At 67.4% G+C, this 25,620-nt stretch carries 22 protein-coding genes; 5 read left to right on the forward strand and 17 right to left on the reverse strand.

Features of this window, described 5'->3' with window-relative positions; translation table 11 throughout:
• Window positions 1-48: 48 nt before the first annotated feature.
• The 7 genes from ABDW31_RS16620 to ABDW31_RS16650 form a co-directional block, all read right to left on the reverse strand.
• Window positions 49-2,814, reverse strand: coding sequence for a TonB-dependent receptor (locus ABDW31_RS16620; RefSeq protein ID WP_343699107.1), 2,766 nt, complete (start codon window positions 2,812-2,814; stop codon window positions 49-51).
• A gap of 210 nt (window positions 2,815-3,024) precedes the next feature.
• Window positions 3,025-3,999, reverse strand: coding sequence for a FecR domain-containing protein (locus tag ABDW31_RS16625; RefSeq protein ID WP_184719130.1), 975 nt, complete (start codon window positions 3,997-3,999; stop codon window positions 3,025-3,027).
• A complete protein-coding gene (locus ABDW31_RS16630) occupies window positions 3,968-4,552 on the reverse strand; it encodes an RNA polymerase sigma factor (RefSeq protein ID WP_184723859.1) in 585 nt (194 codons plus the stop codon). The genes ABDW31_RS16625 and ABDW31_RS16630 overlap by 32 nt, the downstream gene beginning before the upstream one ends.
• Before the next feature lie 177 nt (window positions 4,553-4,729).
• Complete coding sequence (locus tag ABDW31_RS16635) at window positions 4,730-7,930, reverse strand: CusA/CzcA family heavy metal efflux RND transporter (RefSeq protein ID WP_184719129.1); 3,201 nt, start codon at window positions 7,928-7,930, stop codon at window positions 4,730-4,732.
• On the reverse strand, window positions 7,927-9,093 hold the full coding sequence (locus tag ABDW31_RS16640) for an efflux RND transporter periplasmic adaptor subunit (protein ID WP_184719128.1): 1,167 nt from the start codon (window positions 9,091-9,093) through the stop codon (window positions 7,927-7,929). The genes ABDW31_RS16635 and ABDW31_RS16640 overlap by 4 nt, the downstream gene beginning before the upstream one ends.
• Before the next feature lie 10 nt (window positions 9,094-9,103).
• Window positions 9,104-10,336, reverse strand: coding sequence for a TolC family protein (locus ABDW31_RS16645; protein WP_184719127.1), 1,233 nt, complete (start codon window positions 10,334-10,336; stop codon window positions 9,104-9,106).
• A gap of 59 nt (window positions 10,337-10,395) precedes the next feature.
• Window positions 10,396-10,767 carry a hypothetical protein gene (locus ABDW31_RS16650; protein WP_184719126.1) on the reverse strand — a complete coding sequence of 124 codons (372 nt, stop codon included), beginning with the start codon at window positions 10,765-10,767 and terminating at the stop codon, window positions 10,396-10,398.
• Window positions 10,768-11,093: 326 nt separating this feature from the next.
• On the opposite strand from ABDW31_RS16650, the gene ABDW31_RS16655 reads away from it, so the two are divergent.
• Both ABDW31_RS16655 and ABDW31_RS16660 read left to right on the forward strand, forming a co-directional pair.
• The gene (locus ABDW31_RS16655; RefSeq protein ID WP_184719125.1) at window positions 11,094-11,567 is read left to right on the forward strand and encodes a GatB/YqeY domain-containing protein; all 474 of its coding nucleotides are present in this window, start codon (window positions 11,094-11,096) and stop codon (window positions 11,565-11,567) included.
• A gap of 420 nt (window positions 11,568-11,987) precedes the next feature.
• Window positions 11,988-12,461, forward strand: a complete 474-nt coding sequence (locus ABDW31_RS16660; RefSeq protein ID WP_241736199.1) for a DUF411 domain-containing protein — start codon at window positions 11,988-11,990, stop codon at window positions 12,459-12,461.
• Window positions 12,462-12,579: 118 nt separating this feature from the next.
• Here ABDW31_RS16660 and ABDW31_RS16665 read toward each other — a convergent pair whose 3' ends face one another.
• The gene (locus tag ABDW31_RS16665; protein ID WP_343699108.1) at window positions 12,580-12,945 is read right to left on the reverse strand and encodes a zf-TFIIB domain-containing protein; all 366 of its coding nucleotides are present in this window, start codon (window positions 12,943-12,945) and stop codon (window positions 12,580-12,582) included.
• 256 nt (window positions 12,946-13,201) lie between these two features.
• Between ABDW31_RS16665 and ABDW31_RS16670 the strand changes: the two genes are divergently transcribed.
• The 3 genes from ABDW31_RS16670 to ABDW31_RS16680 all read left to right on the forward strand — a co-directional run bounded on the left by ABDW31_RS16670 (window position 13,202) and on the right by ABDW31_RS16680 (window position 15,545).
• Entirely contained in the window at window positions 13,202-13,681 is a 480-nt protein-coding gene (locus ABDW31_RS16670) for an MgtC/SapB family protein (RefSeq protein ID WP_206679135.1), read from the forward strand.
• A 32-nt stretch (window positions 13,682-13,713) separates the two neighbouring features.
• Entirely contained in the window at window positions 13,714-14,322 is a 609-nt protein-coding gene (locus tag ABDW31_RS16675) for a cation transporter (RefSeq protein ID WP_172274586.1), read from the forward strand.
• A gap of 719 nt (window positions 14,323-15,041) precedes the next feature.
• The gene (locus ABDW31_RS16680; RefSeq protein WP_184719121.1) at window positions 15,042-15,545 is read left to right on the forward strand and encodes a hypothetical protein; all 504 of its coding nucleotides are present in this window, start codon (window positions 15,042-15,044) and stop codon (window positions 15,543-15,545) included.
• Between the two features lie 215 nt (window positions 15,546-15,760).
• Here the strand turns inward: ABDW31_RS16680 and ABDW31_RS16685 are convergent, their stop codons facing one another.
• The 9 genes from ABDW31_RS16685 to ABDW31_RS16725 form a co-directional block, all read right to left on the reverse strand.
• Window positions 15,761-16,207 carry a helix-turn-helix domain-containing protein gene (locus tag ABDW31_RS16685; protein WP_343699109.1) on the reverse strand — a complete coding sequence of 149 codons (447 nt, stop codon included), beginning with the start codon at window positions 16,205-16,207 and terminating at the stop codon, window positions 15,761-15,763.
• Window positions 16,208-16,247: 40 nt separating this feature from the next.
• Window positions 16,248-17,342 (reverse strand): acyltransferase, encoded by a 1,095-nt coding sequence (locus tag ABDW31_RS16690; protein WP_184719119.1) that lies wholly within the window; start codon window positions 17,340-17,342, stop codon window positions 16,248-16,250.
• A gap of 28 nt (window positions 17,343-17,370) precedes the next feature.
• Window positions 17,371-18,261, reverse strand: a complete 891-nt coding sequence (locus tag ABDW31_RS16695; RefSeq protein ID WP_172274598.1) for a cation diffusion facilitator family transporter — start codon at window positions 18,259-18,261, stop codon at window positions 17,371-17,373.
• A gap of 97 nt (window positions 18,262-18,358) precedes the next feature.
• Window positions 18,359-18,775, reverse strand: a complete 417-nt coding sequence (flgC, locus tag ABDW31_RS16700; protein WP_172274600.1) for a flagellar basal body rod protein FlgC — start codon at window positions 18,773-18,775, stop codon at window positions 18,359-18,361.
• 69 nt (window positions 18,776-18,844) lie between these two features.
• Window positions 18,845-22,057, reverse strand: coding sequence for a CusA/CzcA family heavy metal efflux RND transporter (locus tag ABDW31_RS16705; RefSeq protein WP_184719117.1), 3,213 nt, complete (start codon window positions 22,055-22,057; stop codon window positions 18,845-18,847).
• Window positions 22,054-23,220, reverse strand: a complete 1,167-nt coding sequence (locus ABDW31_RS16710) for an efflux RND transporter periplasmic adaptor subunit (RefSeq protein WP_172274605.1) — start codon at window positions 23,218-23,220, stop codon at window positions 22,054-22,056. Before ABDW31_RS16710 ends, ABDW31_RS16705 begins: the two co-directional genes overlap by 4 nt.
• A 10-nt stretch (window positions 23,221-23,230) precedes the next feature.
• The gene (locus ABDW31_RS16715; protein WP_172274607.1) at window positions 23,231-24,463 is read right to left on the reverse strand and encodes a TolC family protein; all 1,233 of its coding nucleotides are present in this window, start codon (window positions 24,461-24,463) and stop codon (window positions 23,231-23,233) included.
• A 59-nt stretch (window positions 24,464-24,522) separates the two neighbouring features.
• The gene (locus ABDW31_RS16720) at window positions 24,523-24,897 is read right to left on the reverse strand and encodes a hypothetical protein (RefSeq protein WP_343699110.1); all 375 of its coding nucleotides are present in this window, start codon (window positions 24,895-24,897) and stop codon (window positions 24,523-24,525) included.
• A 116-nt stretch (window positions 24,898-25,013) separates the two neighbouring features.
• Entirely contained in the window at window positions 25,014-25,478 is a 465-nt protein-coding gene (locus ABDW31_RS16725; protein ID WP_184719113.1) for an SRPBCC family protein, read from the reverse strand.
• Between the last annotated feature and the right edge of the window lie 142 nt (window positions 25,479-25,620).

Here is a 25,620-nt window from a genome sequence, read left to right on the forward strand (position 1 = left end):
TCGCGAAAAAGGGCCGATCCGGGGGCTGCCGGACCGGCCAGGCGAACCTTAGAACCGGGCGGCGATACGCGCGTAGTAGAAGCCGCCGCTGATCCCGTACGGAGAGTACTGATTGTAGTAGGCGAAGGCGGGCGTGCCGCGATTGGCGGCGCGAACGCTGTCGGGATAGGCGTCCAGCAGGTTGTTGGCCCCGACGCTGACCGTGATGTTGTCGGTCGCCGCGTAGCTGAGATCCAGGTCGACGATCAGCTTGGGCGAGACGGTCTCGTCATTGGCCGCCAGCGAGGTGCGCTGGATGACCTCGCCGAAGCGGGTCAGGCGCAGGTTGCTGTTGAACTTTCCGAGGGTCCAGTCCGCGCCCAGGATGAACTTGTCCTTGGGCGTGCCGACGGTAAGGTCGCCGATCTTCACGCGGTCGATATAGACGATGCCCGCCGCCGCCAGGGCCGCCGGGGGCTGCACCACGCGGGTGAACTTGTTCTTGGTGTGGTTGGCCGACAGCGTCCAGCGCACCGAACCGAAGTCGCCGAAATCGGTCCGGTAGTCGGCGACGAAGTCGATGCCCTGCGTCTTCGTGTCGGCGAAGTTGCCATAGTAGAAGGCCGCCTGCTGCGGGTTCAGCCCCTGGCTGGCCAGGGCGGTGCTGACCGCCGCATTGGGGCCCAGCGTGCCGCTCTGCAGGATCCGGTTGTCGATCTTGATCTGGTAGATATCCAACGTGACGTTCAGGCCCGGCAGCGGCTTGGCGACGAGGCCGATCGAATAGTTCACCGACTTCTCGGGACGTAGCGGCTTGGCGCCCAGGGCGATGGCCGCCGGGTTGTCCGGCGGCAGCAGCTGCACCGGATAGAGCTGGGTGGTGGTGGCCGGCGGCACGATCACGCCGATGGTGCTGGACGAGGCGTAGTGCTGCTGCTGCAGCGACGGCGCGCGGAAGCCCGTGCTGGCCGTGCCCCGGATCGCCAGGCCCGGCAGGAGGGCGTAGCGGCTGGACAGCTTGAAGGTCTTGGCGTCGCCGAAGTCGGAATAGTGCTCGAACCGACCGGCCAGGGCGAACTCCAGCTTGTCGGTGACCTTCTGCTCGACGTTCAGATAGGCCGAGATGTTGTCGCGCGAGAATGTCCCGGCCGAGAATGGCGGAAAGCCCGTCACGCCCTGCGAGCCGCCGGCGAACACCACGCCCGCCTGCGGACTGCCGGCCGGGGCGACATAGCCGCCGTTGATGTAGGAGGCCGGTTCGCCCGCCACGATCTCGAACTTGTCGTCGCGGTACTCTGCGCCCAGGGCCACGAACAGCGGCTCGGCGAACAGGCCCGTCGACACCTCGCGCGTCAGGTCCAGGTTAGAGGTCCACTCCTGGAACTTGAGCGTGCCCAGATAGAAGTAAGTCGGGCTGGCCGGGCCCAACGAGGCGTTCAGCGAGTTCTCGTAATAGTCGACGTCGTCGCGGCTGAAGGTGGTCGACAGGTCCCAGTCGAAGCCCATGACGCCCGTACCCTTGGCCCCGAAGGCGACCTGGAAGTCGCGGTCCTTCAGGAACAGACGCGGGGTGTAGCCGTCCGGGAAGACGGCGGTGATGTTGTTGCTGGCGTTGGGATTGCGGAACGTCAGCCAGGCGGCGGTGTTGCGGCTTGAGACCGTGCCGAACGAGTAGAGGTCGATCTTATCGGTGATCGGCGAGCCGGCGCTGTAGCCCAGCGAGAACAGCTGCACCTGCGGCGAGCCCGGATGGCTGGTGAAGCGGTTGGCCGTGGCCTCGCGCGGGTCCGGCGTCGCCCCGACCGTGCCCACCCGCACCGGCTGGCCAGCGGCGTTCAGCGGGAAATACATCTGGGTCGTGTTCGGGGTCTTGTCGCCACGGTCGGTCAGGTCGGTCAGGCGCACGTCGGCGGTCAGGTTCAGATACCCGGCCTCGCCCAGCTTCAGGCCCAGATTGCCGGAGAACTGGCCCGTCTCACCGTCCCCGGCGGCGGTCTTGCCGTACAGCGCGGTCATCGAACCGCCCTCGGGGCTCTTCTTCAGGATCACGTTGATGACCCCGGCCAGGGCGTCCGAACCGTACTGGGCCGAGGCGCCGTCGCGCAGCACCTCGATCCGCTCGATCGAGGCCGACGGGATCAGGTCCAGGTCCGGCGGCGACTGGCCGTTCTGGGTCGTGCCGTTGACGAACAGGATGGCGGTGTTGTGCCGGCGCTTGCCGTTGACCAGCACCAGGGTCTGGTCGGCCGAGAGGCCGCGCAGCGACACGGTCTTGATCGCAAAGCTGGCGCCCGCGCCGCTGTTGGACGTGTTCGCCGACGGCACGAGCGTCGAGATCAGGTCGCGGGTCGACTGCTTGCCGCTCTTGGTCAACTCGGCCGCCGAGATCACGTCGATCGGCGCCATGCTCTCGGTGACGGTGCGCGAGGTCGAGCGGGTGCCGGTGACGATCACCTCCTCGATGACGCTGGGCGTCTCGGGCTCGGGCGGCGCCGGCTCGGGCGGCGACGCGGCCACGGCGCTGCCGGCGGACCAGCCGGTGCGGATCAGGCCGCCGCGCGGCGGGGCCAGGATGATCGTCTTGCCGTCGTTCGACACCACCGTCAGGCCCGTGCCAGTCAGCAGCTGCTGCAGCGCCCGGTCGATCGGCAAGGAGCCCTGGACCGGCGCAGTGCGCTTTCCCTCCGCGGCGTTGGACTGAACCAGGATCTGCACCCCGGCCTGACGCGCGAACTGGCGGATGCCCGCCGCCGCCGGCTGGGCGTCTATCTTGAAAGGCGTCTGGGCCAGGGCTGCTCCGGCGCTCAGCGCCCACACGGCCGAGGCCGCGAGCAACTTCCCTCGCCTGGCGGAACGCTTCGTCCAATCACGCATCGACAATCCCCCATCGCTCGGAGGCGCGCCAAACGCGGCCTCCTGACAGGACGAAGGGTGCGGGTCTGTTTTCCGGCGGAGGGTTCGGTGTTTGGTCCGATCACGGCCCAACTCGCCCGCTTTTGCGCCAGCTGGAGAGGGTGGCGCCCGTTTCTGATGCGGGATGCGGGCCTAGGACGCCTGGGCGCGGCTGATGCGGATGGCGTGCGGATCGTCGGTGATGACCGCGCCCAGTGTCGCGGCGACCGCCGCGGCGAAGCTCTCAGGCGCGTTGGTCTGGAACAGGCCGACGAACCGCTCGCGCGCCAGTTCAGGATCCTCGATGACGATCTGGCGGGCGTTGTAGCGGTTGAACAACCGAGCGGCCTGTTCGAGGCTTTCGCCGTCCAGAGCGATCTCGCCATTGCGCCAGGCCAGGCTGCGCTCGATCTGCGACGGCGACTCCGCCACCGTCGGCGAGACCGTCCCGGCCAGCACGATGCGGCTGCCCGCCGACACCCGACGGCGCGAGCCCTCGTCGCCCTCGATCCAGGCCTCGACCACGCCCTCGGTGACCATCACGTCGACGCCCGCGCCCACCGCCTCGTCCCGGCGCACCGAGAAGGCCGTGCCGACCGCGCGCACCCGGACCGATCCGGCCGCCACGACGAACGGACGCTCCGCATCCTTGGCGACCTGGAACCAGGCCTCGCCTTCCTTGAGCACGACCTGCCGGGACTTGGGCTTCATAGCCACTTCAAGAGCGGTGCGGGTGTTGATCGCCACCAGCGAGCCGTCGGCCAGCGGCACCCGACGGATCTCGCCCAGGCGCGTATCCAGCCGCTGGGGCCGCATCGACCAGAGCCCCAACCCGCCCACGAGAGCCGCGGCGACACCGCCGCCCCCGCCGGCGATCAAGGTGCGGCGATTGGGACGCTCGGCGACGACGGCCTCGACGGACGGCGACACGCTGGCCAGCGCCCTGCCCCGGTCCAGGAAGCTGATGGCCGCCTGGGCGCGCAGCAGCGCCCCCGCGCGGCGCGGGTCGCCCTCGAGCCAGGCCTGAAGTTCGGGATCGTGCTCGACATCCAGCCCACGCGCGTCGACGCGAGCGGCCCAGTCGGCCGCCTCGTCGTCAATCTCGCTTGCGGACGGGATGGAGCTCATGAGCCTTGCCGACTGCCGGGTGATCGTCTTGCGCTGCCGCTTCCGATAAGGCCCGCAGGATTAAACGCAAGCCCCGCGCCGACTGAGTCTCCACGACATTCTCGGTCACACCCAGCCGTGCGGCGATCTCGCGCTGCGACAGGCCGTGGATCCGGCGAAGGGTGAAGATCTGCCGACACCGCTCGGGTAGCCCCTCGATCAACCGCTGCACCCTGCCCAGCTCGCGGCGACCAGCCACCACGCGCTCCGGAGAGGGCTCTTCATCTACGACGTTCAGGGCGTCGATTTCCGTGATGCAGTCGATACGGACAATGCGCGCGCGGCGGATCTTCTCGATGGAGATGTTGCGGGCGGTCCGGAAGAAGTACGCCCGGCCGCTGGAGATGTGGGCGATGCTCTCCAGGGCGGCCAGCCGGCAATAGGTCTCCTGGATGACGTCGTCGATGTCGGCGGCGGCGCTGCCGGATCGGCGCAGCCACGCGCGCACGTCTCCCTCGTGCGGAAGGATCTGGCCGCCCACGAAGGCGACGATCTCGGCGCGGCTCTGTTTCACCATCCCCTCGACGGCGCAAACCTCGAAGGCCTGGAGGGTCGGAACCGACGCAGCGCCGCGCAACGGCAGGAACGCCCCGAGCCCGCCACCTGAGGTTCGGCGCCGCACGAACAAGCACTTGAAGCCGCGCGACGCCTCCTGCGCGTTCGATTGGCGGCGTCGCCGACCGGTCTAGGGTCAGGTGGTCCGGGAATCCTCCTTCAGTACGAACCGGCAGATCGCCGGCAGCACGAACAGGGTCAGGGCCGTGGCGGTGATCAGGCCGCCGATGACGACAGTGGCCAGCGGCCGTTGGACCTCCGCACCGGTGCCGGTCGCCAGGGCCATGGGTAAGAAGCCCAGTGAGGCGACGAGGCCGGTCATCATCACCGGCCGCAGGCGCTCCAGGGCTCCGTCGATGATCGCCGTCTCCAGCGGCAGGCCGGTGGCCAACCTCTGGCGAATGGCGGTCATCATCACCAGGCCGTTCAGCACCGCCACGCCCGAGAGCGCGATGAAGCCGACGGCGGCCGAGACCGAGAAGGGAATGCCCCGCAGCGCCAGGCCAAACACCCCGCCGGCCAAGGCCAACGGAATGGCCGAGAATACCGCCGCGGCCGGCGCGACCCCGCCCAGGGCCATGAACAGCAGGCCGAAGATCAGCAGGAAGCAGAGCGGCACGACGAGCGCCAGGCGCGCTTGGGCGGCCTTGAGGTTCTCGAACTGACCGCCCCAGACCAGCCAGGAGCCCGACGGCAGCTTGACCTGCGCGTCGATCTTCTCCCGAGCGGTGCTCACGAACGAGCCCAGATCAGCCCCGCGGACATTGGCCTGGACCACGACGCGGCGCTTGCCGTTCTCGCGGCTGACCTGGTTCAAGCCTTCGGAGAAGTTGAACTGGGCTAGGTCTCGCAGCGGAACCGAAGCGCGTGCTCCGCTCTCGGCAGGCAGCATGACCGGCAGGGCGCCAACGGCGTCCAGGTCGTTGCGGCTGGCGTCCGGCAGACGCACCACCACGTCGAAGCGGCGATCGCCCTGGAAGACCAAGCCCGCCTCACGGCCGCCCATGGCCACGGCCAGGGTGTCGGCAACATCCTCGACGGTAAGGCCAAGGCGTCCGATGGCGTCGCGGTTGAGCTGGACATCCAGGGTCGGGAAGCCCGAGGTCTGCTCGACCCTGACGTCCGCGGCGCCCGGCACGGTGCGCAGAACCGTGGCGATCTCCTCGGCGGTCCGGCTCATGGCGTCCAGATCGTCGCCATAGACCTTGATCGCCACGTCTCCGCGCACGCCGGCGATCAGCTCGTTGAAGCGCATCTGGATCGGCTGGCTGAACTCGAAGGCGTTGCCCGTCAGCCCGTCCAGCTTGGCTTCGATGCGGCCGATCAGCTCGGCCTTGGTCTCACCCGTATTGGGCCATTCCTTCTGCGGTTTGAGGATGATGAATGCGTCCGAGACATTGGGCGGCATCGGGTCGCTGGCGACCTCGGCCGTACCGGTCTTGGAATAGACGAACGACACTTCCGGGAAGGTGGCCACCACCCGCTCGATCCGCCGCTGCATGCGCAGCGACTGCTCCAGCGAGGTCGACGGGATGCGCAGGGCCTGGACGGCCATGTCCTTCTCGTCCAGCTGTGGGGTGAACTCGCGGCCTAGGAAGCCAAAGGTGACGGCGGCCACGACGAACATCGCCACGGCGGCGCCGATCACGGGCCAGGGACGGGCCACCACCTTGCGCAGCAGCGGCTCATAGCGCGACTTGGTCCAGCGGACCGACGCCACCTCCTTCTCGGCCACCTTGCCGTTGATCAGCAGGGCGATCATGGCCGGGATGAAGGTCAGGGACAGGACGAAGGCGCCGGCCAGGGCCAGCATCACCGTGATCGCCATCGGCGAGAAGGTCTTGCCTTCGACGCCGGTGAAGGTCAGCAGCGGCGCATAGACCAGCAGGATAATGGCCTGACCGTAGACGGTCGGGGCGATCATCTCGCGGGCGGCTTCGCGGGTTTCGGTCAGGCGCGCGGACAGGGTCAGCAGACGCCCCTCGTGGTGCTGGCGCTCGGCCAGACGCCGCAGGGCGTTCTCGACGATGATCACCGCGCCGTCGACGATCAGGCCAAAGTCCAGGGCGCCCAGGCTCATCAGATTGCCCGAGACGCCCAACCTGTTCATGCCGATGGCAGTCATCAGCATCGACAGCGGAATAACCAGGGCGGTGATCAGGGCGGCGCGGAAGTTGCCTAGCAGCAGGAACAGCACCACGATGACCAGCAGCGCGCCCTCCGCCAGGTTCTTCTCGACCGTCCTGATGGTGGCGCCGACCAGCTTTGAGCGGTCGTAGACGACCTGGATCTTCACGCCCGGCGGCAGGCTCTTGGCGACCTCGGCCAGCTTCTGGGCGGACGCGCCGGCGACGGTGCGGCTGTTTTCGCCGGTCAGCATCAGGACCGTGCCGACCACGACCTCCTCACCGTTCTCGGACGCCGCACCGGTGCGCAGGGCGCCGCCCAGCTTGACGGTCGCGACATCGCGCACCAAGACCGACACGCCTGCTCGCGCGACCACCGTAGCGTTGGCGATCTCGTCAATCGTACGTACGCGGGCGTCGGCGCGGACCAGGAAGGCCTCCCCGCCCCTCTCGATGAAGTTGGCGCCGACCGCGAGGTTGGCCGCCTCGAGGGCCTTGGCCAATTCGCTGAACGAGACGCCCAGCGCGGCCATGCGGGTCGGATCGGGCTGAACGGCGAACTGCTTCTCGAAGCCGCCGATCGAGTCGACCCCGGCGACGCCGAGCACCGAGCGCATCTGCGGCCGGACGATCCAGTCCTGGACTTCGCGCAGATAGGCCGCCTGAGCAGTGGGGTCGGCCAGACGCTCGCCGGCCTGGGTCAGGTACGAACCATCATCCTGCCAGCCTGGCGCGCCCTCGGTGACCTTGGCGCCCTTCCCGCCCGGGTTCTCGAAGGCCACGGTCCACATCAGGACCTCGCCCAGGCCCGACGAGATCGGGCCCATGGCTGGCTCGGCCCCGGCCGGCAGGCTCTGGCGAACCTGGGTCAGGCGTTCGGCCACCTGCTGGCGGGCGAAGTAGATGTCGGTCTTCTCCTGGAAGACGATCGTCACCTGCGAGAAGCCGTTGCGCGAGATTGAGCGGGTCGAATCCAGGCCGGGAATGCCGGCCATGGCCGTCTCGACCGAATAGGTGACCAGTTTTTCGACCTCAGCCGGGGCCAGGGTCCCGGCCACGGTATTGATCTGCACCTGCTTGTTGGTGATGTCGGGCACCGCGTCGATCGGCAGGCGCACGAGGTTGTAAACGCCCAGGGCCGCGACCAGCGTGACCAGAGCGATGACGGCCCAGCGGAAGCGGACCGAAAGGTCGAGGACGCGTCCGATCAATGTCCCGCCTCCCCTTTGCCCAGTTCGGCCTTCAGCAGGAAGGCGCCCTTGCTGGCGATCTGGTCGCCGGCGCGCACACCCGAGATGATCTCGACCTGGCCGCCGCCCCGACGGCCCACCCGCACGGGACGCGGCTCGAAGCCGGCCTTGGTCCGCACGAAGACCACGTCGGCGCCGTTGACCGATTGAACGGCTTCATCCGGCACGGCGAAGCGATCGCTGGCGCCCGTCGCGGCGTTGCGCGGCGTGATGCGCGCGCGCAGGGCCTGGCCCGGCGTCAGCATCTGGGAGGGCCCCGTCACGGCCAGAACGGCCGTGGCCGAACGGCTCTCAGCGTCCAGCCCCGGCGTGACGCTGCGCACGATGGCGGGGACCGAACCATTGGCCGTTTCGACCACGGCCGGATTGCCCGGCTTGACGCGCTGGGCGTCGGAGACCGGCAAGGCCGCCTGGATCTCGATGCTGTCGGGATCGGCGACGCGGAACAGCTCCGAGCCCGCCGTCACATAGGCCCCAAGCGTGGCGGTGGACGCGGTGATATGGCCCGAGATCGGGCTGGTCACGGCCAGGGTGCGGCCGTTGCCGCTGACGCCGGCGGCGGCGCTGGCGCTGGTGGCGCGGCCCAGTTCGGCCTCGGCGATGGCGGCCGCGGCCTGAGCCGCTTCAAGGTCCTGGCGCGCCGTGATCCTGGCGTCGAACAGCTTGCGCTCGCGGGCCAGGGCTTGGCGGGCGGCGACGACCTTGGCGGCCGCAGCGCTGCGCTCGGCGCTGATGGCCGCGGCGTCGCGGCTCTCGATGACGGCGACCACCTCGCCCGCAGAGACGGGGTCGCCCAGACGCTTGTTGATCCGCACGATCGCCCCGTCGGCGCGGGCGGCCAGGGTCGCCGCGCCATGAGGCGTGGCCACCACAGTGGCCTGAGCCGAGACGGCGGCGTCCAGCCCGCCGCCGGACAGGGTCATCAGCGTGATGCCGTCGGCGGCGATCCGTTCGGGCGTGATGGTGACGTGGGGCTTTTCGCCGGCGTGATCCTCACCCGCTTCAGCGGCCGGAGCGACCTTGGGGGCCAGCAAGGCCTTACCAGCGAAGGCGCCGACACCCGCGGCCAGCAGGCTGCTGACCGCCACGGCCGTCAGCAGGGTCTTTCTATCGTTGGACATCATCTGGGTTTTCCTACTGGGCGGCGGCGCGTTCGAGCGCGGCCAGCGCCTTGGCGCGACCCAGGCGCGCAGTGATGAGAGCAGTGCGGGCGGTGGTCAGCGCGCCTTGGGCGTCCAGCACGTCGAGCAAGGAGAACTTGCCGGCCTCAAAGCCGCCGCGCGCCAGGTCCACGGCCATCTGAGCCTGGGGCACGATCTTGGATTCCAGCGCTTCGAGCCGGGCGTTCGCCGCCCGCAACGCGGCTTCGCCATCGCGGACCGCGCGGACCGAATTGGCCAGTGCCAGACGCTCGCGCGCCTCGGCCGCCGTGGCGTCGGCGCGCGCCGCCGCGACCGTGCCCTGGTTGCGGTTGGAGATCGGGATCGGGGCGGTGAAGCCGACGATCAGCGCCGAGTCGCCCGTCTGCTCGAACCGGCGTACGCCGGCCTGGACCGTAACGTCCGGGCGGCCGATGGCGCGCTCCCGGTCGATGACGGCGTGCGCCGCTTCCCGCTCAGCCCGCGCCAGACGCACGTCCAGGCTTTGAGCCGGATCGATCAGCGCCGGCGTCGATTGCGGCGCCAGCGGTTTGGCGACCAGTTCCACCGTCCCCTCGGCGTCGCCCCACAAGGTGACCAGAGCCCGGCGGGCGGCGGCGGCGTCCGCTTCGGCGGCGATGACCGCGGCGGCGGCCTCGCCGCTGTCAGCCTCAGCGCGCATCGCCCGTAGCGGCGGCTCGCGACCTGCCTCGACCAGGGTGGCCGAGACCTTGGACAGGCCCTCGGCGCGCGCGGCTGTCTCGCGGGCCAGGCTCAGACGATCCTCAGCCGCCAGCGCCTCAGCATAGCGCACCGAAACCTCGCGGCTGAGATCCGCCTTGGCGATCGCGAAGCCGATGCGGGCGGCGTCGACCTCGGCCTCGGCCGCAGCCAGGCGCGTGCGGCGCTTGCCGCCCAACTCTAGCCTCTGGCTGATCGTGGCCGTGGTTTCAGCGACGCCAAAGCCGCTGTACTGGCCCGAGCCGGCGACGTTTTCGGTCTGCAGGCCCGCTTCGGGGTTCGGGACCAAGCCGGCCTGACGGGCGCGGCCTTCGGCGGCCCGCACCGAGGCCTCCGCGGCGGTGACAAGGGGCGATTGCGACTGGGCGCGCGCGGTGGCGGCGCTCAGGGTGAGCGGCTCGGCGGCGGCGCGCAAAGGCGCGCTGAGACCGGCGAGCGCCAGCACCGCGCCAACGAGGGCGGCGGGCCGGGCATATCGGGAAGGCATGGGAAGTCCCTGCTTATGAACTGACGATGGCGATCACGCGCGCTCAGGCGCGGCCAGGGTCAGGCTCGAGGGGGCTCCTTGGCGCCGTCGGGGATGCGCGACGGCGGGATGGCCAGCGCCGGCGGCATGAGGCGAACGCTGCCTTGCGGAATGTCCGCGATGACCGCGCCAATGGGCGGGGCCGGCGCCGGGGCGTGATGGCAGTGGCCCTTGTGACAGATCTCACCGCCGCCGACGTCCGACTTGCCGTGGGTCTCAGCCCTGGCGCTAACCGACGCTCCGCCGGCCTCCAGATGTTGAGTGGCGACATAGGCGTCGCCAATGCACTCTCCGACGCGGGCCGAGGGCGCAGCCAGGCCGATCACCAGCAGGCACGCGATCAGCGCGCCGGCGAAAGATCTCAGCCATGTGCTTAGGTTGAACATCGACACGCCGTATAGCTTTCGCGCCGCAGCAAGGAAATATGTTACATAGTCACGCGACCTTCAGGCGCGGATCTCTGCGCGGCGGACGGCCTCAACCCTTTATGTTATCATATACGGACCGCAGGACGATTGACGAACGCCAACCTCGACCTGGATGCTTTGTTCACAGACCTTGCGAAACACCTTCGCCTCGTCCGAGGCTTGTAAGATTGTTGCGCGAACGGGATTTAATTCGGACAACCCCGCGTGACTTACACGTCGCCCGCGCTCTTGAAGCGCTGCGCTCAACATCCACCTAGCGCTATCGCATAGTGAACTTGAAGGACGACGACATGGCTTTGCTCGACGAGCTCAAAGCTGACCAACTCGCGGCGCGCAAGATGAGCGACCGTCTGAAGGCTGACCTGCTCACCACCTTGATCGGCGAAGCCACCCAGATCACGACCGAGGAATTCAAGCGCGGTGTGACGGAAGTCTCCGACGAAAAGGTCGTCGCCACCGTCGCGAAGTTCCTGAAGAACACCAAGCTGACGCTGGAAAACCTGTCGGCCGAACGCGCGCGCCTGATCGAAGCCGGCGGCGATGCGTCGAAGGTGGACGAGCGCACCAAGGCGGCCGAAACCGAACTGGCGATCCTGTCGTCGTATGGCCCCAAGCAGATGACGGAATCGGAACTGCGCGAAGCCATCGACGACTTCCGCGCCAAGAACCCCGGCGCCAACGTCGGGCAGATCATGGCCCACCTGAAGACCAGCTTCGGCGGCCAGTATGACGGCAAGACGGCCAGCGCGCTGGCAAAGGCCTAGCTAGAAGCGGCTTCGCAGTCTCACGGACGGGACTGCGAAGCGACGCTCAGCAGTGAGAAACTCACTCCCATTCGATCATCAATCAATCGCACAAGCTGTTGAATGAAAAGGACATTTCCACGAACATTTCGCGCGATGCCGTCCAAAGCGCCGTCAGAAATGCCGCCAAATAACCGACTGTTTTTACAGACTTTTTTGGCGGTAAACTTGGTGTGATTTCACCAAGAGGCGCACTTCCAGGAATTTTCCGCTCCATCGACGACGGAGCGCTTCCCAACCAGCTTCCCAGTGCCTTTCCTCTTTGATTTTCCTCAAAACCTACCGCGTCGATCTATGTCTAGGGTAAGGCTAAGGGCCTGAACTATCGCCACCGGCAGCTCTTTGCACCGCGCCGCTTTGCCGGCTCCTTGGGACCCTTCCATGACATTCGCTCAAGGGACGACGTCGATGGTTACTCGCCGCTTCGTTCTCGGTGCAGGCGCGGCTCTGACTGCAACACCGGTAGGTGCTCAGACCCGCAATTTGCTAGTCTACAAGACGCGCTATTGCGGTTGTTGCTCTGGGTGGATCACCCACATGCGGCGCGCCGGCTTTCAGCCCACCGTGATAGAGCGAGATGATCTCGCGCCTATCCGCGCCAAGCACGGCGTTCCCGAGACGCTGTCCTCTTGCCACACGGCCATTGTCGGCAGGTATGTGCTCGAAGGTCACGTTCCTCCCGCAGATATCTTGAGGCTGCTGAAGGATAAGCCGCAGGCGTTGGGTCTAGCCGTACCGGGCATGCCGGCGGGATCGCCCGGGATGGAACAACCAGACGGCGCCCGCCAGCGCTTTAGCACCTTGCTGGTTCTCGATCGCGCCGGACGCACACGCATCTTTGCCACACATGGCTAACTCGTTGGACGAACGCTTACACAATGACGGACGACACGCCGTTGTCATCACCGCCACGAGCACGCGGGGCGCCCTGCTCTTAAGCGCTTAGCGAGAGAGAACGCGGACCACACCAACCCTAGTCGAAAAGTCCCCCGAGAAAGCCCCGGCGTCCGCCGTGGCGTCCCCCGCCATGCCCTCCGCCATGCTTGCCTCCGTGCTTGCCGCCATGGCTGCCCTGGTGATCGCTCTCCCATGGTCCGCCGTGCTCCGGCGCGGGCTGGCGCGGCGCCGGCGCGGCCTGCGGCGCAGGCGCGGTCTCATAGGCGAGGCTTCGCTCGATAATCTTGTCGAGTTCACCGCGATCCAGCCAAACTCCTCGACATTTCGGGCAATAGTCGATCTCGATACCCTGGCGATCGGTCATCACCAGATCAACCCGGCAGACCGGGCAAGGCAGTCCTCCCTCGTGGTGGGCGGCCGGAGCAAAGGTGGAGTCGGTCATTCGCATTCTCCTTGGGGAGACCAGACGCGGGCGGGCGCAAAGCCGGCGAAATTCGAAGCTCGACGCGCTTGACTGACAGTACGTCCCACAGGCGGCGACATAGTGGCGCTCCTGGTGTTTTCCGAAGAATAGGCCGCCGCGCTACACACGGTGATCGTATGCGCGGCGCCAGGCCTTGTCGCTTCGAAAGATCAGCGCAACATGCCCCCAAAGGCCTCGGCCACAGGGGCTGGACGCGCCGGAGACCCCAGGCATGATGACCTTCAATTCAGCCAGCTTTTGGGAAGCGGCCAATCACATCTTCAATCTGGCCCTGGCCTTTGCCTTGGCCCTGCCGGTGGGCTGGGATCGCGAGCGCGGCGACCGGAGCGCGGGGCTTCGCACCTTTCCCCTGGTGGCGATCGCCGCCTGCGGCTTCGTGTTGGTCGGCATCGCCGTTCTGGGCCGAGAATCCATGGGCCAGGCCCGGATCATGGAAGGTCTGATCACGGGTGTCGGATTCATCGGCGGCGGCGCCATCCTCAAGCAGCGCGGTCGAGCATCGGGCACTGCGACCGCCGCCAGCCTGTGGGCGACAGGCGCCTTGGGCGCGGCGGTAGGCTATGGCCTCTACGACATCGCCGTGGTGCTGGCCCTGACCACGTTCCTGACACTGCGCTGGTCCCAGCCCCTTAAGAAGGCCGCGCAGATTGAGGCGATCCGCCCGGGAACACTCGGTGACGATCGCTCGCTTTAGTTCCGGTTCGCCCAGGCGTTCAAGGAGCCAGCATGACCGCGTCGGGCAAGCCGAGAGATCAGGCCGAAAGGCGCACCCTGTGGGTCGTGCTGCTCCTAAATGGGGCCATCGCGGCCGGCTTCTTCATGACGGGCGTGATCGCCGACTCCAGCGCCCTGATCGCCAATGGCGTCGACAACTTGTCCGATGCGGCAGTCTATGCGCTGAGCTTGCTGGCCCTGACGCGCGGACAGCTGTGGAAGCGCCGGGCCGCGACGGTCTCGGGCCTCATGCTTCTGGTGTTCGCTGTCGGCATCGCCATCGACGTCGCGCGCCGCTTCTTCCAAGGTAGCGAACCGATCGGCCCGACCATGATGGTGATGTCGGCGATCGCCGCTGCGGTGAACTTCTACTGCCTGCGCCGACTGCAGCGGCTGGAAGCCCCCGACGTCAACCTTCGCGCCGCGACGACCTTCAGCTTCAACGACTTCATCTCCAACGGCGGCATCCTGATCGCCGGCGCGATGGTATTTTGGTTGGGCGTTAACTGGCCGGATCTTCTTGTGGGCCTGGCTACTGCCCTCGTCGCCGTCAAGGGCGGTATCGAAATCCTCCAGGATGCGCGCAACGAAGCGCGCAAAGCCATAGAAACGCCCGTCTAAGCTCCCGATCGGGTGATCCGCTCAACAGGCCAAACCACCAATCGCACTATACCCCCTCACTATGGGTCTGCGGCGTTGTCGATGGCGGCCGAAATCGCGACAATGGCGGCGTTGGATTCCTTTCGGAGTCGCTGTGGCCTTCCGCCTCCCTAAAACAGTTCGGCAAGCAATGGTGGCCTTTGCCACCATGCTGACGATGCTTGTGGCGCTGCAGGCCCAGATGGACATCCTGAGCCATGGAGCCGAGCTCCACATAACCGCCAGCGCCGAGACACATCAGTTGGCGGATCCTGCCGCGGACGCGCGGGAGCAGCCTGGATTGGTCCTCGAGGTAACCCCCGTTCCGACCGTCAGGGTCCAGGCGTCGAGTGAGCCCCAAACCGCGGCTCCTGCCCCGCCCGGCGCTCATCACCACCATACCGACGGCGCCTCCCTCTACCGGGTGGCGACGGACGCACTAACGCCATCCTGGAAGGAAGCGCCGATCACGGCCTTCCCGCTGGAAAACGACGATCGGCCAGGCTTAGGGGCCAATCCACAGGACCGGCCGCCCAGATCTCTTCTCGAACGCGCTGCCTAGACCTGCGCGACTTTTGTCGCGCTCCGCCTGTTCGAGGACTCTCCATGTCTATGAGATTCAACATCCGCTTCGCGCGGATCTGCCTACGCGTGCGCTTCCACCTCCAGCACGCTCGACCAAGCACAGGGGGGGCTTTCGCATGACCCTCACCTTCGCGACCTACGTCTTCACCTATCCCTGGGTGCTCACCATCGCCTTCTTCGCCATCGCCGGTGGCGTGATCGGCGCAATGATCTGGAGCTGGCAACTGCGCGCGGACAAGATCGCCGCGCTCTATACAGACCCGGATCCGGAAACTCGCTGCATATATCTCGACAATGGAACGCTGCGGCTGGACATCATCCGTCGGCGTGCGGCCTGGCGGTTTCGCGTCAAGCCACTCCTGGGCCTTCTTCAGGTCGAGGACATCGCCATCGTGACGCTTCGCCCGGACGGTTCGAGCGAAACCTTCACTTTCGAGAAACGCGGACGCGACTTCTTGTCGATCACGAAGGTTCACCTCCCCCACGTGTTTGTGGCGCATCTGTCGGTCGGCCACGAACGAAGCAGAGAGTTCGTCGTATCGTTCGGTGGAGATCGCGCGAGTAGCGGGCTCCATGACGTCGCACGCCGTTCGAAGGCCAAGCCCGGGCCGGAGGACTGACCGAGCCGACACGCCGCGTTTCTACGCGCGTGGCCTTGCAGGCCGGGCCGCGGCTCGGCCTGCAAAAACAGCCCTGGCTCCCCCTCCCCGAGGTCTGCTGAGCCCCGGCTAGAGGCACAGACGGCCGAGGAGTTCGACATTTCCTTTGCCTTGCAATGCGTCTTGCAGGCCTTCCAAAACGCGAATTAATCGCGTGGCGTTGGCCAGCGTGGACGTCAGCTCCCCTCGTCGACGAGGGCGCGGACCAGCGCCAGAACCTGCGCCTTACAATTGGGCGGCAGCGGTTGAAAGGCCCTGACAAGCGCCAGGCCCTCGGGGTGCATTAAAAGGGGATGGACCATTCCGCCCCACCCATTGCCAGGCGCGGACGCCGCGGACGCGTCCGGCGCTGTGTCCGGCAGGCCCTCGAAGAACCAGGCGACACCACACCTCAACACCGCGGCGAGCGCATAGAGCTTGGAAGCGCTGATCCGGTTGGCGCCGCGCTCGTACTTCTGAAGTTGCGGAAAGGTCACGCCAGCGGCCTTGGCGACGTGGGCCTGGCTAAGCCCAAGGCTTCTGCGTCGTCCCCGCAGGCGCGCGCCCACATACAGGTCTACGAAATGCGGCGTCGTGGTCGGCGGCATCCAGCCTCTCTTTGCGAAGCCTTCGGCGACGCGCATGGGTTATCGAAGTTGGCCCGTGAAAACGGATGATCCTGGCCTAAATCGTCGCCTGACCGGGGTGGGGACGACGGGCGAAGGGATCGCGGGCTCGCAGCCAGCGCCGCGCGGGCCGTTCGGCGGCGTGATAGACGATCACCGAAACCAGGAAACAGGCCACCATCACGCCGAGCCAGGCCGCCCAGGCCAGAGCTCCGACCGGCTGAACAGGCAGACGGCCGAGCAGTTCGAAATAGGCGATGTCGACCGGTAGGTGAGTCATGTAGACCGCGTAGGAGACCTCGCCGAGGTAGACGGCCAGAGGCACGGCCAGCATCCCGACGCGGCCAGATTTATCGCGCTCAGCCAGGCAGAAAATCAAAGCCGCCAGGGCGGGCCAGATCCAAATGTCGGCCAGACCAAGGCTTGTCGAAACGACGATCCAGGCCAAGGCCGCGCCCGTCCCGATCCGGGCGAGGCCCAGGGTCATTGATCGTGTCCGGCCAAGCCGGTGCAGGGCCACACCCATGGCGAACGAAGGGACGATGCGCAACGCCCCGCCTTGGGCGGTCATCTGGGTCAGGTCGCCACCTCCCCTCCCAACGAGAGCGTCGAGAAGGAAGAACAGGCCGGCGGCCAGAAGAACCGCCAGCACCGGTCGGGCGCGCAGCGCCATCGCCGCAACGGCCGCAGCCGGGAAGGCCAGGTAGGCGAACCATTCGGCTGAGATCGACCAGGACGGAAAGTTCCACTGCACCGTCGGCGTGGTCCACCAAGCGTGGATCAGCAGGATTTGCTGGGGCAGTACGGCCGGGTCGAAGGCGATGGGATCAAAACTGGCGCCTTGCCAACGTCCGACCGCCCACAACGCTACCGTGCCCGCCAGGGTCAACAGGTGCACCGGGTAGAGACGCGCCAGTCGCGCCCAGAGAAAGGCGCGGTACTGAAACCGCCCCTCTTCCCAGGCGCGCAGATAGACATGAGTCAGGATGAAGCCGGAGAGGATGAAGAACAGATCGACCCCGAGGTAGCCCTTGGCCACCAGTCCAAACCGCTCCAGATCCAGGCCCAGACGGTTTCGGAAATGATAGACCAACACCCAGGCGGCCGCGACGATACGCAGGCCCGTCAGGGAGCGGATATCGGCTGGATACATGTCCTTCCCCTCAGGAGAATCTTCACCGTTAGGTGTGGCCGCCTTCTTCCAGGCATTCGACGCGTTCGGTCTGGATGGTGACGTGATGAAGGTCGAAATCGGTCTCCAGCCGTTCGGCGATCGCCAGGCGCACGCTCTCGCCGTCCGCGCCCTCGGTCAGGACGACATGGGCGGTGCAGATGGCTTGGTCGGCGCCGCTGGTCCAGATGTGCAGGTCGTGAACACCAGCCACCCCGGGGGTTTCGGCGATGACCTTGCGCACACCGGCCAGGGCCAAACCCGAAGGCGCGCCTTCGAGAAGAATGCGCGTGGTGTCCTTCAGGAGGATCCAGGTTCTGGGCAGGACCCACAGACCGATGCCGATGGCGACGATGGGATCGACGAAGCGCCAACCGGTGAAGCGGATGACCAGGGCCCCGGCGATAACGCCGACCGAGCCGAGCATGTCGGCCCAGACTTCCAGATAGGCGCCCTTGACGTTGAGGCTCTTATCCTTGTGGCTGGAGAGCAGACGCATGGAGATCAGGTTGATAATCAGGCCAAGAGAGGCCACCACCAACATGCCCAGCGACTGCACGGGCTCGGGTTCGACGATACGCTTGATCCCCTCGACCAACACGTAGATCGCCACGGCGAACAGCAGGATGGCGTTGAAGGCCGCGGCCAGGATTTCGAACCGCCGGTAGCCGAAGGTGAAGTCCTCGGTGGCCTTGCGCTGGCCCACCTTGATGGCCGCCAGAGCGATGGCCAGCGCCACGGCGTCGGTGAACATGTGGGCGGCGTCCGACAACAGGGCGAGACTGTTGTAGACGACACCGGCCACGACCTCGGCCACCAGGAAGGTGGAGGTCAGGGCCAGGGCGATGGCGAGCCGGCGGCCATTGGCCTGGCCTGCTCCGTGGTCGTGTCCGGCTCCCATGCGATGGGTTCTCCAGGGGCGGCCTAGAGGCCGCCGCGTTGATCAGATCAAAAGGTTCAAAGCGTACTGACGACCGCGGCAAGCAGCCTTTGCGGTTTCACTTCTTCAGAATCGATAGCGTGCTGGCGTCCATCGCGTCCTGGTTTTCGAGGACGTTGAGGTTGGCCTCGTAGGCACGCATGGCCTGTTTCAGATCCAGGCTCTCGGCCAGGGAATTGACGTTCGGCAGCAGGACGTAGCCGGCGGCGTTGGCGCCCGGATGGCCTGGGTCGTAGGCCTGCGGAAACGGCTTGGGATCCAGCCGAACTCCGCTCAAGGCGACGCCCTTGCCGTCCCCCAGTTCTTCGACCTTGAAGACGGGGATCTGCCGCCGGTAGGGCTCGCCACCCGCGGTACGCGCCGTTGAGTTGGCGTTGGCGATATTCTCGGCCAGGAGCTGGATACGCTTTTTCTGGGCCTGCAGCCCCGACACGGCGATGGCCGTGCTTCCACCTTCTATTCCAGGCTTGCTCATCGGATGGCTCCGCTCTGGGGTTGAAGAAAAGGGGCGGCGCGCCGGACGATCCGACGCGCCGCGTTTCACCTAGGCTTCGGTCGCCGCGCTCCTTTCGCTCTTGCGCAGGACGAAGCGGCAGATCGCCGGCAGCACGAAGAGGGTCAGGGCGGTGGCGGTGATCAGACCGCCGATGACCACGGTGGCCAGCGGCCGCTGGACCTCCGAGCCGGTGCCGGTCGCCAGGGCCATGGGCACGAAGCCCAGAGAGGCGACGAGGCCCGTCATCATCACCGGCCGCAGGCGCTCCATGGCCCCGTCGATGATCGCCTTCTCCAACGCAAGACCAGTGGCCAGGCGCTGTCTGATGGCGGTCATCATCACCAGGCCGTTCAGCACCGCCACGCCCGACAGCGCGATGAAGCCCACAGCGGCCGAGACCGAGAACGGGATCCCCCGCAGCGCCAGGCCAAACACCCCGCCGGCCAGCGCCAGCGGAATGGCCGAGAACACCGCCGCGGCCGGCGCGACGCCGCCCAGGGCCATGAACAGCAGGCCGAAGATCAGCAGGAAGCAGAGCGGCACGACGAGCGCCAGGCGCGCTTGGGCGGCCTTCAGGTTCTCGAACTGACCGCCCCAGACCAGCCAGGAGCCGGACGGAAGCTTGACCTGCGCGTCGATCTTTTCCTGCGCCGTGGTCACGAAGGAGCCGAGATCGGCCCCGCGGACATTGGCCTGGACCACCACCCGGCGCTTACCCGCTTCCCGGCTGACCTGGTTGAGGCCTTCCGAGAAGTTGAACTGGGCCAGGTCGCGTAGCGGAACCGAGGTGCGGGCGCCAGCGCCGGCCGGCAGCATGACCGGCAGGGCGCCGACGGCGTCCAGGTCGTTGCGGCTGGCGTCCGGCAGACGGACTACCACGTCGAAGCGGCGGTCCCCCTGGAAGACCAGGCCCGCCTCGCGCCCGCCCATCGCCACCGCCAGGGTGTCGGCGACCTCCTCGACGGTGAGGCCGAAGCGCCCGATGGCGTCGCGGTTGAGCTGGACGTCCAGGGTCGGGAAGCCCGAGGTTTGCTCGACCTTGACGTCCGCGGCCCCCGGCACCGTGCGCAGAACCGTAGCGATCTCCTCGGCGGTCCGGCTCATGGCGTCCAGATCATCGCCATAGACCTTGATGGCCACGTCGCCGCGCACGCCGGCGATCAGCTCGTTGAAGCGCATCTGGATTGGCTGGCTGAACTCGAAGGCGTTGCCGGTAAGCCCTTCAAGCTTGGCTTCGATGCGGCCGATCAGCTCGGCCTTGGTCTCACCCTTGTTGGGCCATTCCTTTTGCGGCTTGAGGATGATGAAGGCGTCCGAGGCGTTGGGTGGCATCGGATCGCTGGCCACCTCGGCGGTCCCCGTCTTGGAATAGACGAAGTTCACTTCCGGGAAGCTGGCGACAACCCGCTCGATCCGCCGCTGCATGCGCAGCGACTGCTCCAGCGAGGTCGACGGAATGCGCAGGGCCTGAACGGCCATGTCCTTCTCGTCCAGCTGCGGCGTAAACTCGCGGCCCAGGAACCCGAAGGTCACGACAGCCGCGATGAAGATCGCCACGGCGCCGCCGATCACCGGCCAGGGACGGGCCACCACCTTGTGCAGCAGCGGCTCATAACGCGCCTTGGTCCAGCGGACTGGGGCCACTTCCTTTTCCGCCACCTTGCCGGTGATCAGTAGGGCAATCATGGCGGGGATGAAGGTCAGCGACAGCACGAAGGCGCCGGCCAGGGCCAGCATCACCGTGATCGCCATCGGCGAGAAGGTCTTACCCTCGACGCCAGTGAAGGTCAGCAGCGGGGCGTAGACCAAGAGGATGATCGCCTGACCATAGACGGTGGGCGAGATCATCTCACGGGCGGCCTCACGGGTTTCCGTCAGGCGTTCGGACAGGGTCAGCAGGCGGCCTTCGTGGTGCTGGCGCTCAGCCAGGCGCCGCAAGGCGTTCTCGACGATGATCACCGCCCCGTCGACGATCAGGCCGAAGTCCAGAGCCCCCAGGCTCATCAGGTTACCCGAAACACCCAGCTTGTTCATGCCGATGGCGGTCATCAGCATCGACAGCGGAATGACCAGGGCGGTGATCAGGGCGGCGCGGAAGTTGCCCAGCAGCAGGAACAGCACCACGATGACCAGCAGCGCGCCTTCAACCAGGTTCTTCTCCACCGTCTTGATGGTGGCGCCGACCAGCTTGGACCGGTCATAGACGACCTGCACCTTCACACCGGGCGGCAGGGACTTGGCGACCTCGGCCAGCTTTTCGGCCGAGGCGCCGGCGACGGTGCGGCTGTTCTCGCCGGTCAGCATCAAGACGGTGCCGACGACGACCTCTTCACCGTTCTCCGAGCCTGCGCCAGTGCGCAGAGCGCCGCCGATCTTGACGCTAGCGACGTCGCGCACCAGCACCGAAACGCCTTCGCGCGCGGCGACCGTAGCGTTGGCGATCTCGTCGACCGTGCGCACACGGGCGTCGGCGCGGACCAGGAAGGCTTCCCCGCCCTTCTCCAGGAAGTTGGCGCCGACCGCGAGGTTGGCCGCTTCCAGCGCCTTGGCCAGTTCACTGAAAGACACGCCCAGCGAGGCCATGCGGGTGGGATCGGGCTGGACGATGAACTGCTTTTCAAAGCCGCCGATGGAGTCGACGCCGGCGACGCCGGGCACCGAGCGCATCTGCGGCCGAACGATCCAGTCCTGAACCTCGCGCAGATAGGCCGCTTGAGATGTGGGATCCGACAGCCGCTCGCCGGTCTGGGTGAGATAGGACCCATCGCCCTGCCAGCCCGTGCCGCCTTCCGTGATCTTGGCGCCCTTGCCGCCGGGATTCTCGAAGGCCACGGTCCACATCAAGACCTCGCCCAGGCCCGAGGAGATCGGACCCATGGCCGGCTCGGCGCCCGCCGGCAGGCTCTGGCGAACCTGGGTCAGGCGCTCGGCCACCTGTTGGCGGGCGAAGTAGATATCGGTCTTCTCCTGGAAGACGATGGTCACTTGCGAGAAGCCGTTACGCGAGATCGAGCGGGTGGTGTCCAGCCCGGGGATGCCGGCCATCGCCGTTTCGACCGGATAGGTGACCAGCTTTTCCACCTCGGCCGGGGCCAGGGTCCCGGCCACGGTGTTGATCTGCACCTGCTTGTTGGTGATGTCGGGCACCGCATCGATGGGCAGGCGCACGAGGTTGTAGACGCCCAGGGCCGCGACCAGCGTGACCAGAGCGATGACGGCCCAGCGGAAGCGGACCGAAAGGTCGAGGACGCGTCCGATCAATGTTCCGCCTCCCCTTTGCCCAGTTCGGCCTTCAGCAGGAAGGCGCCCTTGGCGGCGATCTGGTCACCGGCGCGTGCGCCCGAGACGATCTCGACTTGGCCGCCGCCGCGGCGGCCGACGCGCACGGGACGCGGCTCAAAGCCGGTCTTGGTGCGAACGAAGATCACGTCGCTGCCGTTGACAGACTGGACGGCCTCGTCCGGCACGGCGAAGCGGTCGCTCGCGCCCGTCGTGGCGTTGCGGGGCGTGATGCGCGCGCGCAGGGCCTGGCCCGGCGTCAGCATCTGCGACGGACCGGCCAGGGCCAGCACGGCCGTGGCCGAACGGCTCTCTGCATCGAGGCCCGGCGTGACGCTGCGCACGACGGCCGGGATCGAACCATTGGCCGTTTCGACCACGGCCGGGTCGCCCGGCTTGACGCGCTGGGCGTCGGCGACCGGCAGGGCGGCCTGGATCTCGATGCTGCCGGGGTCGGCGACCCGGAACAACTCCGAGCCGGCGGTCACATAGGCGCCCAGCGTCGCGGTGGCGGCGGTGATCCGGCCCGAGATCGGGCTGGTCACGGCCAGGGTGCGGCCGTTGCCGCTGACGCCAGCGGCGGCGCTGGCGCTGCTGGCGCGCCCCAGTTCAGCCTCGGCGATGGCCGCCGCGGCCTGGGCGGCTTCCAGGTCTTGACGCGCCGTAATCTTGGCGTCGAACAGCTTGCGTTCGCGGGCCAGGGCCTGGCGGGCGGCCGCGGCCTTGGCGGCCGCGGCGCTGCGATCGGCGCTGATGGTGGCCGCGTCGCGGCTCTCGATCGTGGCGATCACCTCGCCGGCGGCGACGGGGTCGCCCAGGCGCTTGTTGATGCGCACGATCGCGCCATCGGCGCGGGCGGCCAAGGTGGCCGCGCCATGGGGCGTCGCCACCACCGTGGCCTGGGCCGGAACGGCGGCGTCGAGACCGCCGCCGGCCAAGGTCATCAGCTTGATGCCGTCGGCGGTAATGCGCTCGGGGGTGATGTTGACGTGGGGCTTTTCCCCGGCGTGGTCTTCGCCGGCTTCAGCGGCCGGGGCTGCCTTGGGGGCCAGCAGGGCCTTACCGGCGAAAGCGCCGATGCCCGCGGCCAGCAGGCTGCTGACCGCCACGGCCGTCAACAGGGTCTTTCTATCGTTGGACTTCATGATGAGGTTCCTATTGCGCTGCGGCGCGTTCGAGCGCGGCCAGCGCCTGGGCGCGCTCGAGGCGCGCGGCGATGAGGTCGGTGCGAGCAGTGGTCAGCGCGGTCTGGGCGTCGAGCACGTCGAGCAAGGAGAACTTGCCCGCTTCGAAGCCGCTACGCGCCAAATCCACGGCGGTCTGGGCCTGGGGCACGATCTTGGTTTCAAGCGCCTCGAGCCGGGCGTTGGCCGCCCGCAACGAAGCCTCCCCGTCGCGGACCGCTCGAACCGAGTTGGCCAAGGCTAGACGCTCTCGCGCCTCGGCCGCCGTGGCGTCGGCGCGCGCGGCCGCGACCGTGCCCTGGTTGCGATTCGAAATCGGGATCGGGGCGGTGAAGCCGACGATCAACGCCGAGTCGCCGGTCTGCTCGAACCGGCGAACACCGGCCTGGACCGTGACGTCCGGGCGGCCAATGGCCCGTTCGCGGTCGATGACGGCGCGCGCCGTTTCTCGCTCGGCCCGCGCCAGACGCACGTCGAGGGTTTCGGCCGGGTCGATGAGGCCTGGCGCGGGTTCGGCGATCGGGGCCTCGCGCGTCAGTTCAACCGCGTCGTCCGCCTCCCCCCACAGGGTGGCGAGGGCGCGGCGGGCGGCGGCCGCATCGGCCTCCGCGGTGACGACGGCGGCGGCGGCTTCGCGGCTGGCGGCTTCCGCGCGCATCGCTCGAAGCGGCGGTTCGCGCCCGGCCTCAACCAGCGTGCCGGCGACCCGAGAGAGCCCCTGGGCCCGCTCGGCGGTCTCGCGCGCCAAGATCAAGCGATCTTCGGCGGCGATGGCCTGGGCGTAGCGCACCGAGACGTCGCGGGTGAGGTCGGCCTTGGCGATGATGAAGCCGATGCGCGCAGCGTCGACCTCGGCGGTGGCCGCGGCCACGCGAGTGCGCCGCTTGCCGCCCAATTCCAGCCGCTGGCTGATCGTGGCCGTGGTCTCGGCCACACCAAAACCGCTGTACTGGCCCGAGCCGGCGACGTTTTCGGTCTGCAGGCCCGCTTCGGGGTTGGGGATAAGACCGGCCTGGCGGGCGCGGCCTTCGGCCGCCCTTACCGTGGCCTCGGCGGCGGTGACGAGGGGTGACTGGGATTGGGCGCGCGCGGTGGCGGCGCTCAGGGTGAGCGGCTCGGCGGCGGCGCGCAAAGGCGCGCCGAGGCCGGCGAGCGCCAGGACCGCGCCAAAAATGGCGGCGGGCCGGGCATATCGGGAGTGCATGGGAAGTCCCTGCTTACGAACTGACGATGGCGATCACGCGCGCGATGGCGCGGCCGGGGTCAGGCTCGAGGGGGCTCTTTGGCGCCGTCGGGAATCCGCGACGGCGGAATGGTCGACGCAGGCGGAACGAGACGAACACTGCCTTGCGGAATCTCAGCGATCAGCGCGCCGGTCGGCGGCGCCGGCGCGGGCGCGTGATGGCAATGACCCTTGTGGCAGACTTCCCCACCACTGATCTTGCCGGCGCCATGGCTGTCGGAATCCGCACCGAGATCGGACGCGACGAAGACGGGCGTGTCACCCGCCTCGAACTGCTGGGCAGCGACGTAGGTGTCGCCCAGGCACTCGCCGGCGCGCACCGAAGGCGCCGTCAAGCCGATCACCAGCAGGCACGCGATAAGCGCCCCCGCGAAGGTCTTCAGCCATGTGCTCAAATCCAACATCGATTAGCCGTATAGCTTTCGCGCCGCAGCAAGGAAATATGTTACAAAATCACGCGACCTTCTGGCGCAGTTCGTCTGCGAAAGGTCAGATCAAGACTTCGGTTGGATCAAATCCGCGTGCGGGGGCGACCGCGGCTCACCAGCTTCAGAGCGGCGCCGGCGGTGACATACTTGCGCAGCGCGTCGATGCGCCGCGCATACACGGCCTGGAGTTTGTCCCGCTCGGCCTGATTGCGAAACTGAAGCGCCGCTAACCCGGTGATTTCGGTGCGATGATAGAGGAGCGTTCCGCTCGAAGCCGCCTCCAGCAGGAAGTATTCTCGCGCCCTGGCGAAGAACACGCCAGACGAGAAGGCCAGCTCCTCATTGTCCTTCAGAGCGATGATCCTAGCGCGCATCCTAACCCGCTTGTCGGGATTGACGCCCACGCCGAGATGTACGCGCGCGCCGAGCACCGGCACGCCGGAAATCTCCCAATGCGGATGCCAGTTCGGATAGCAGCCAAACTCGGTCAAAGCGCGCCAGACCTTCGGCACGGGCGCTGCGATGTCGGTCTCAGTCTGAAGGATCATGGCCTACCTTTGCAATGTTGGCCGCCCAGGCGGGGGCTCTGGAATGGCGATGCTCAAGGGGCGGACGCCGGGTGAGGGGCGACGTGGGTTGTCTGGGGTTGACGGCTGGAGGCGGAGATGGGCGCCGGGTGACCCGGATCGC

It is taken from the genome of Caulobacter sp., from assembly GCF_039596335.1.
In the GTDB taxonomy this organism is placed as follows: Bacteria; Pseudomonadota; Alphaproteobacteria; order Caulobacterales; family Caulobacteraceae; genus Caulobacter.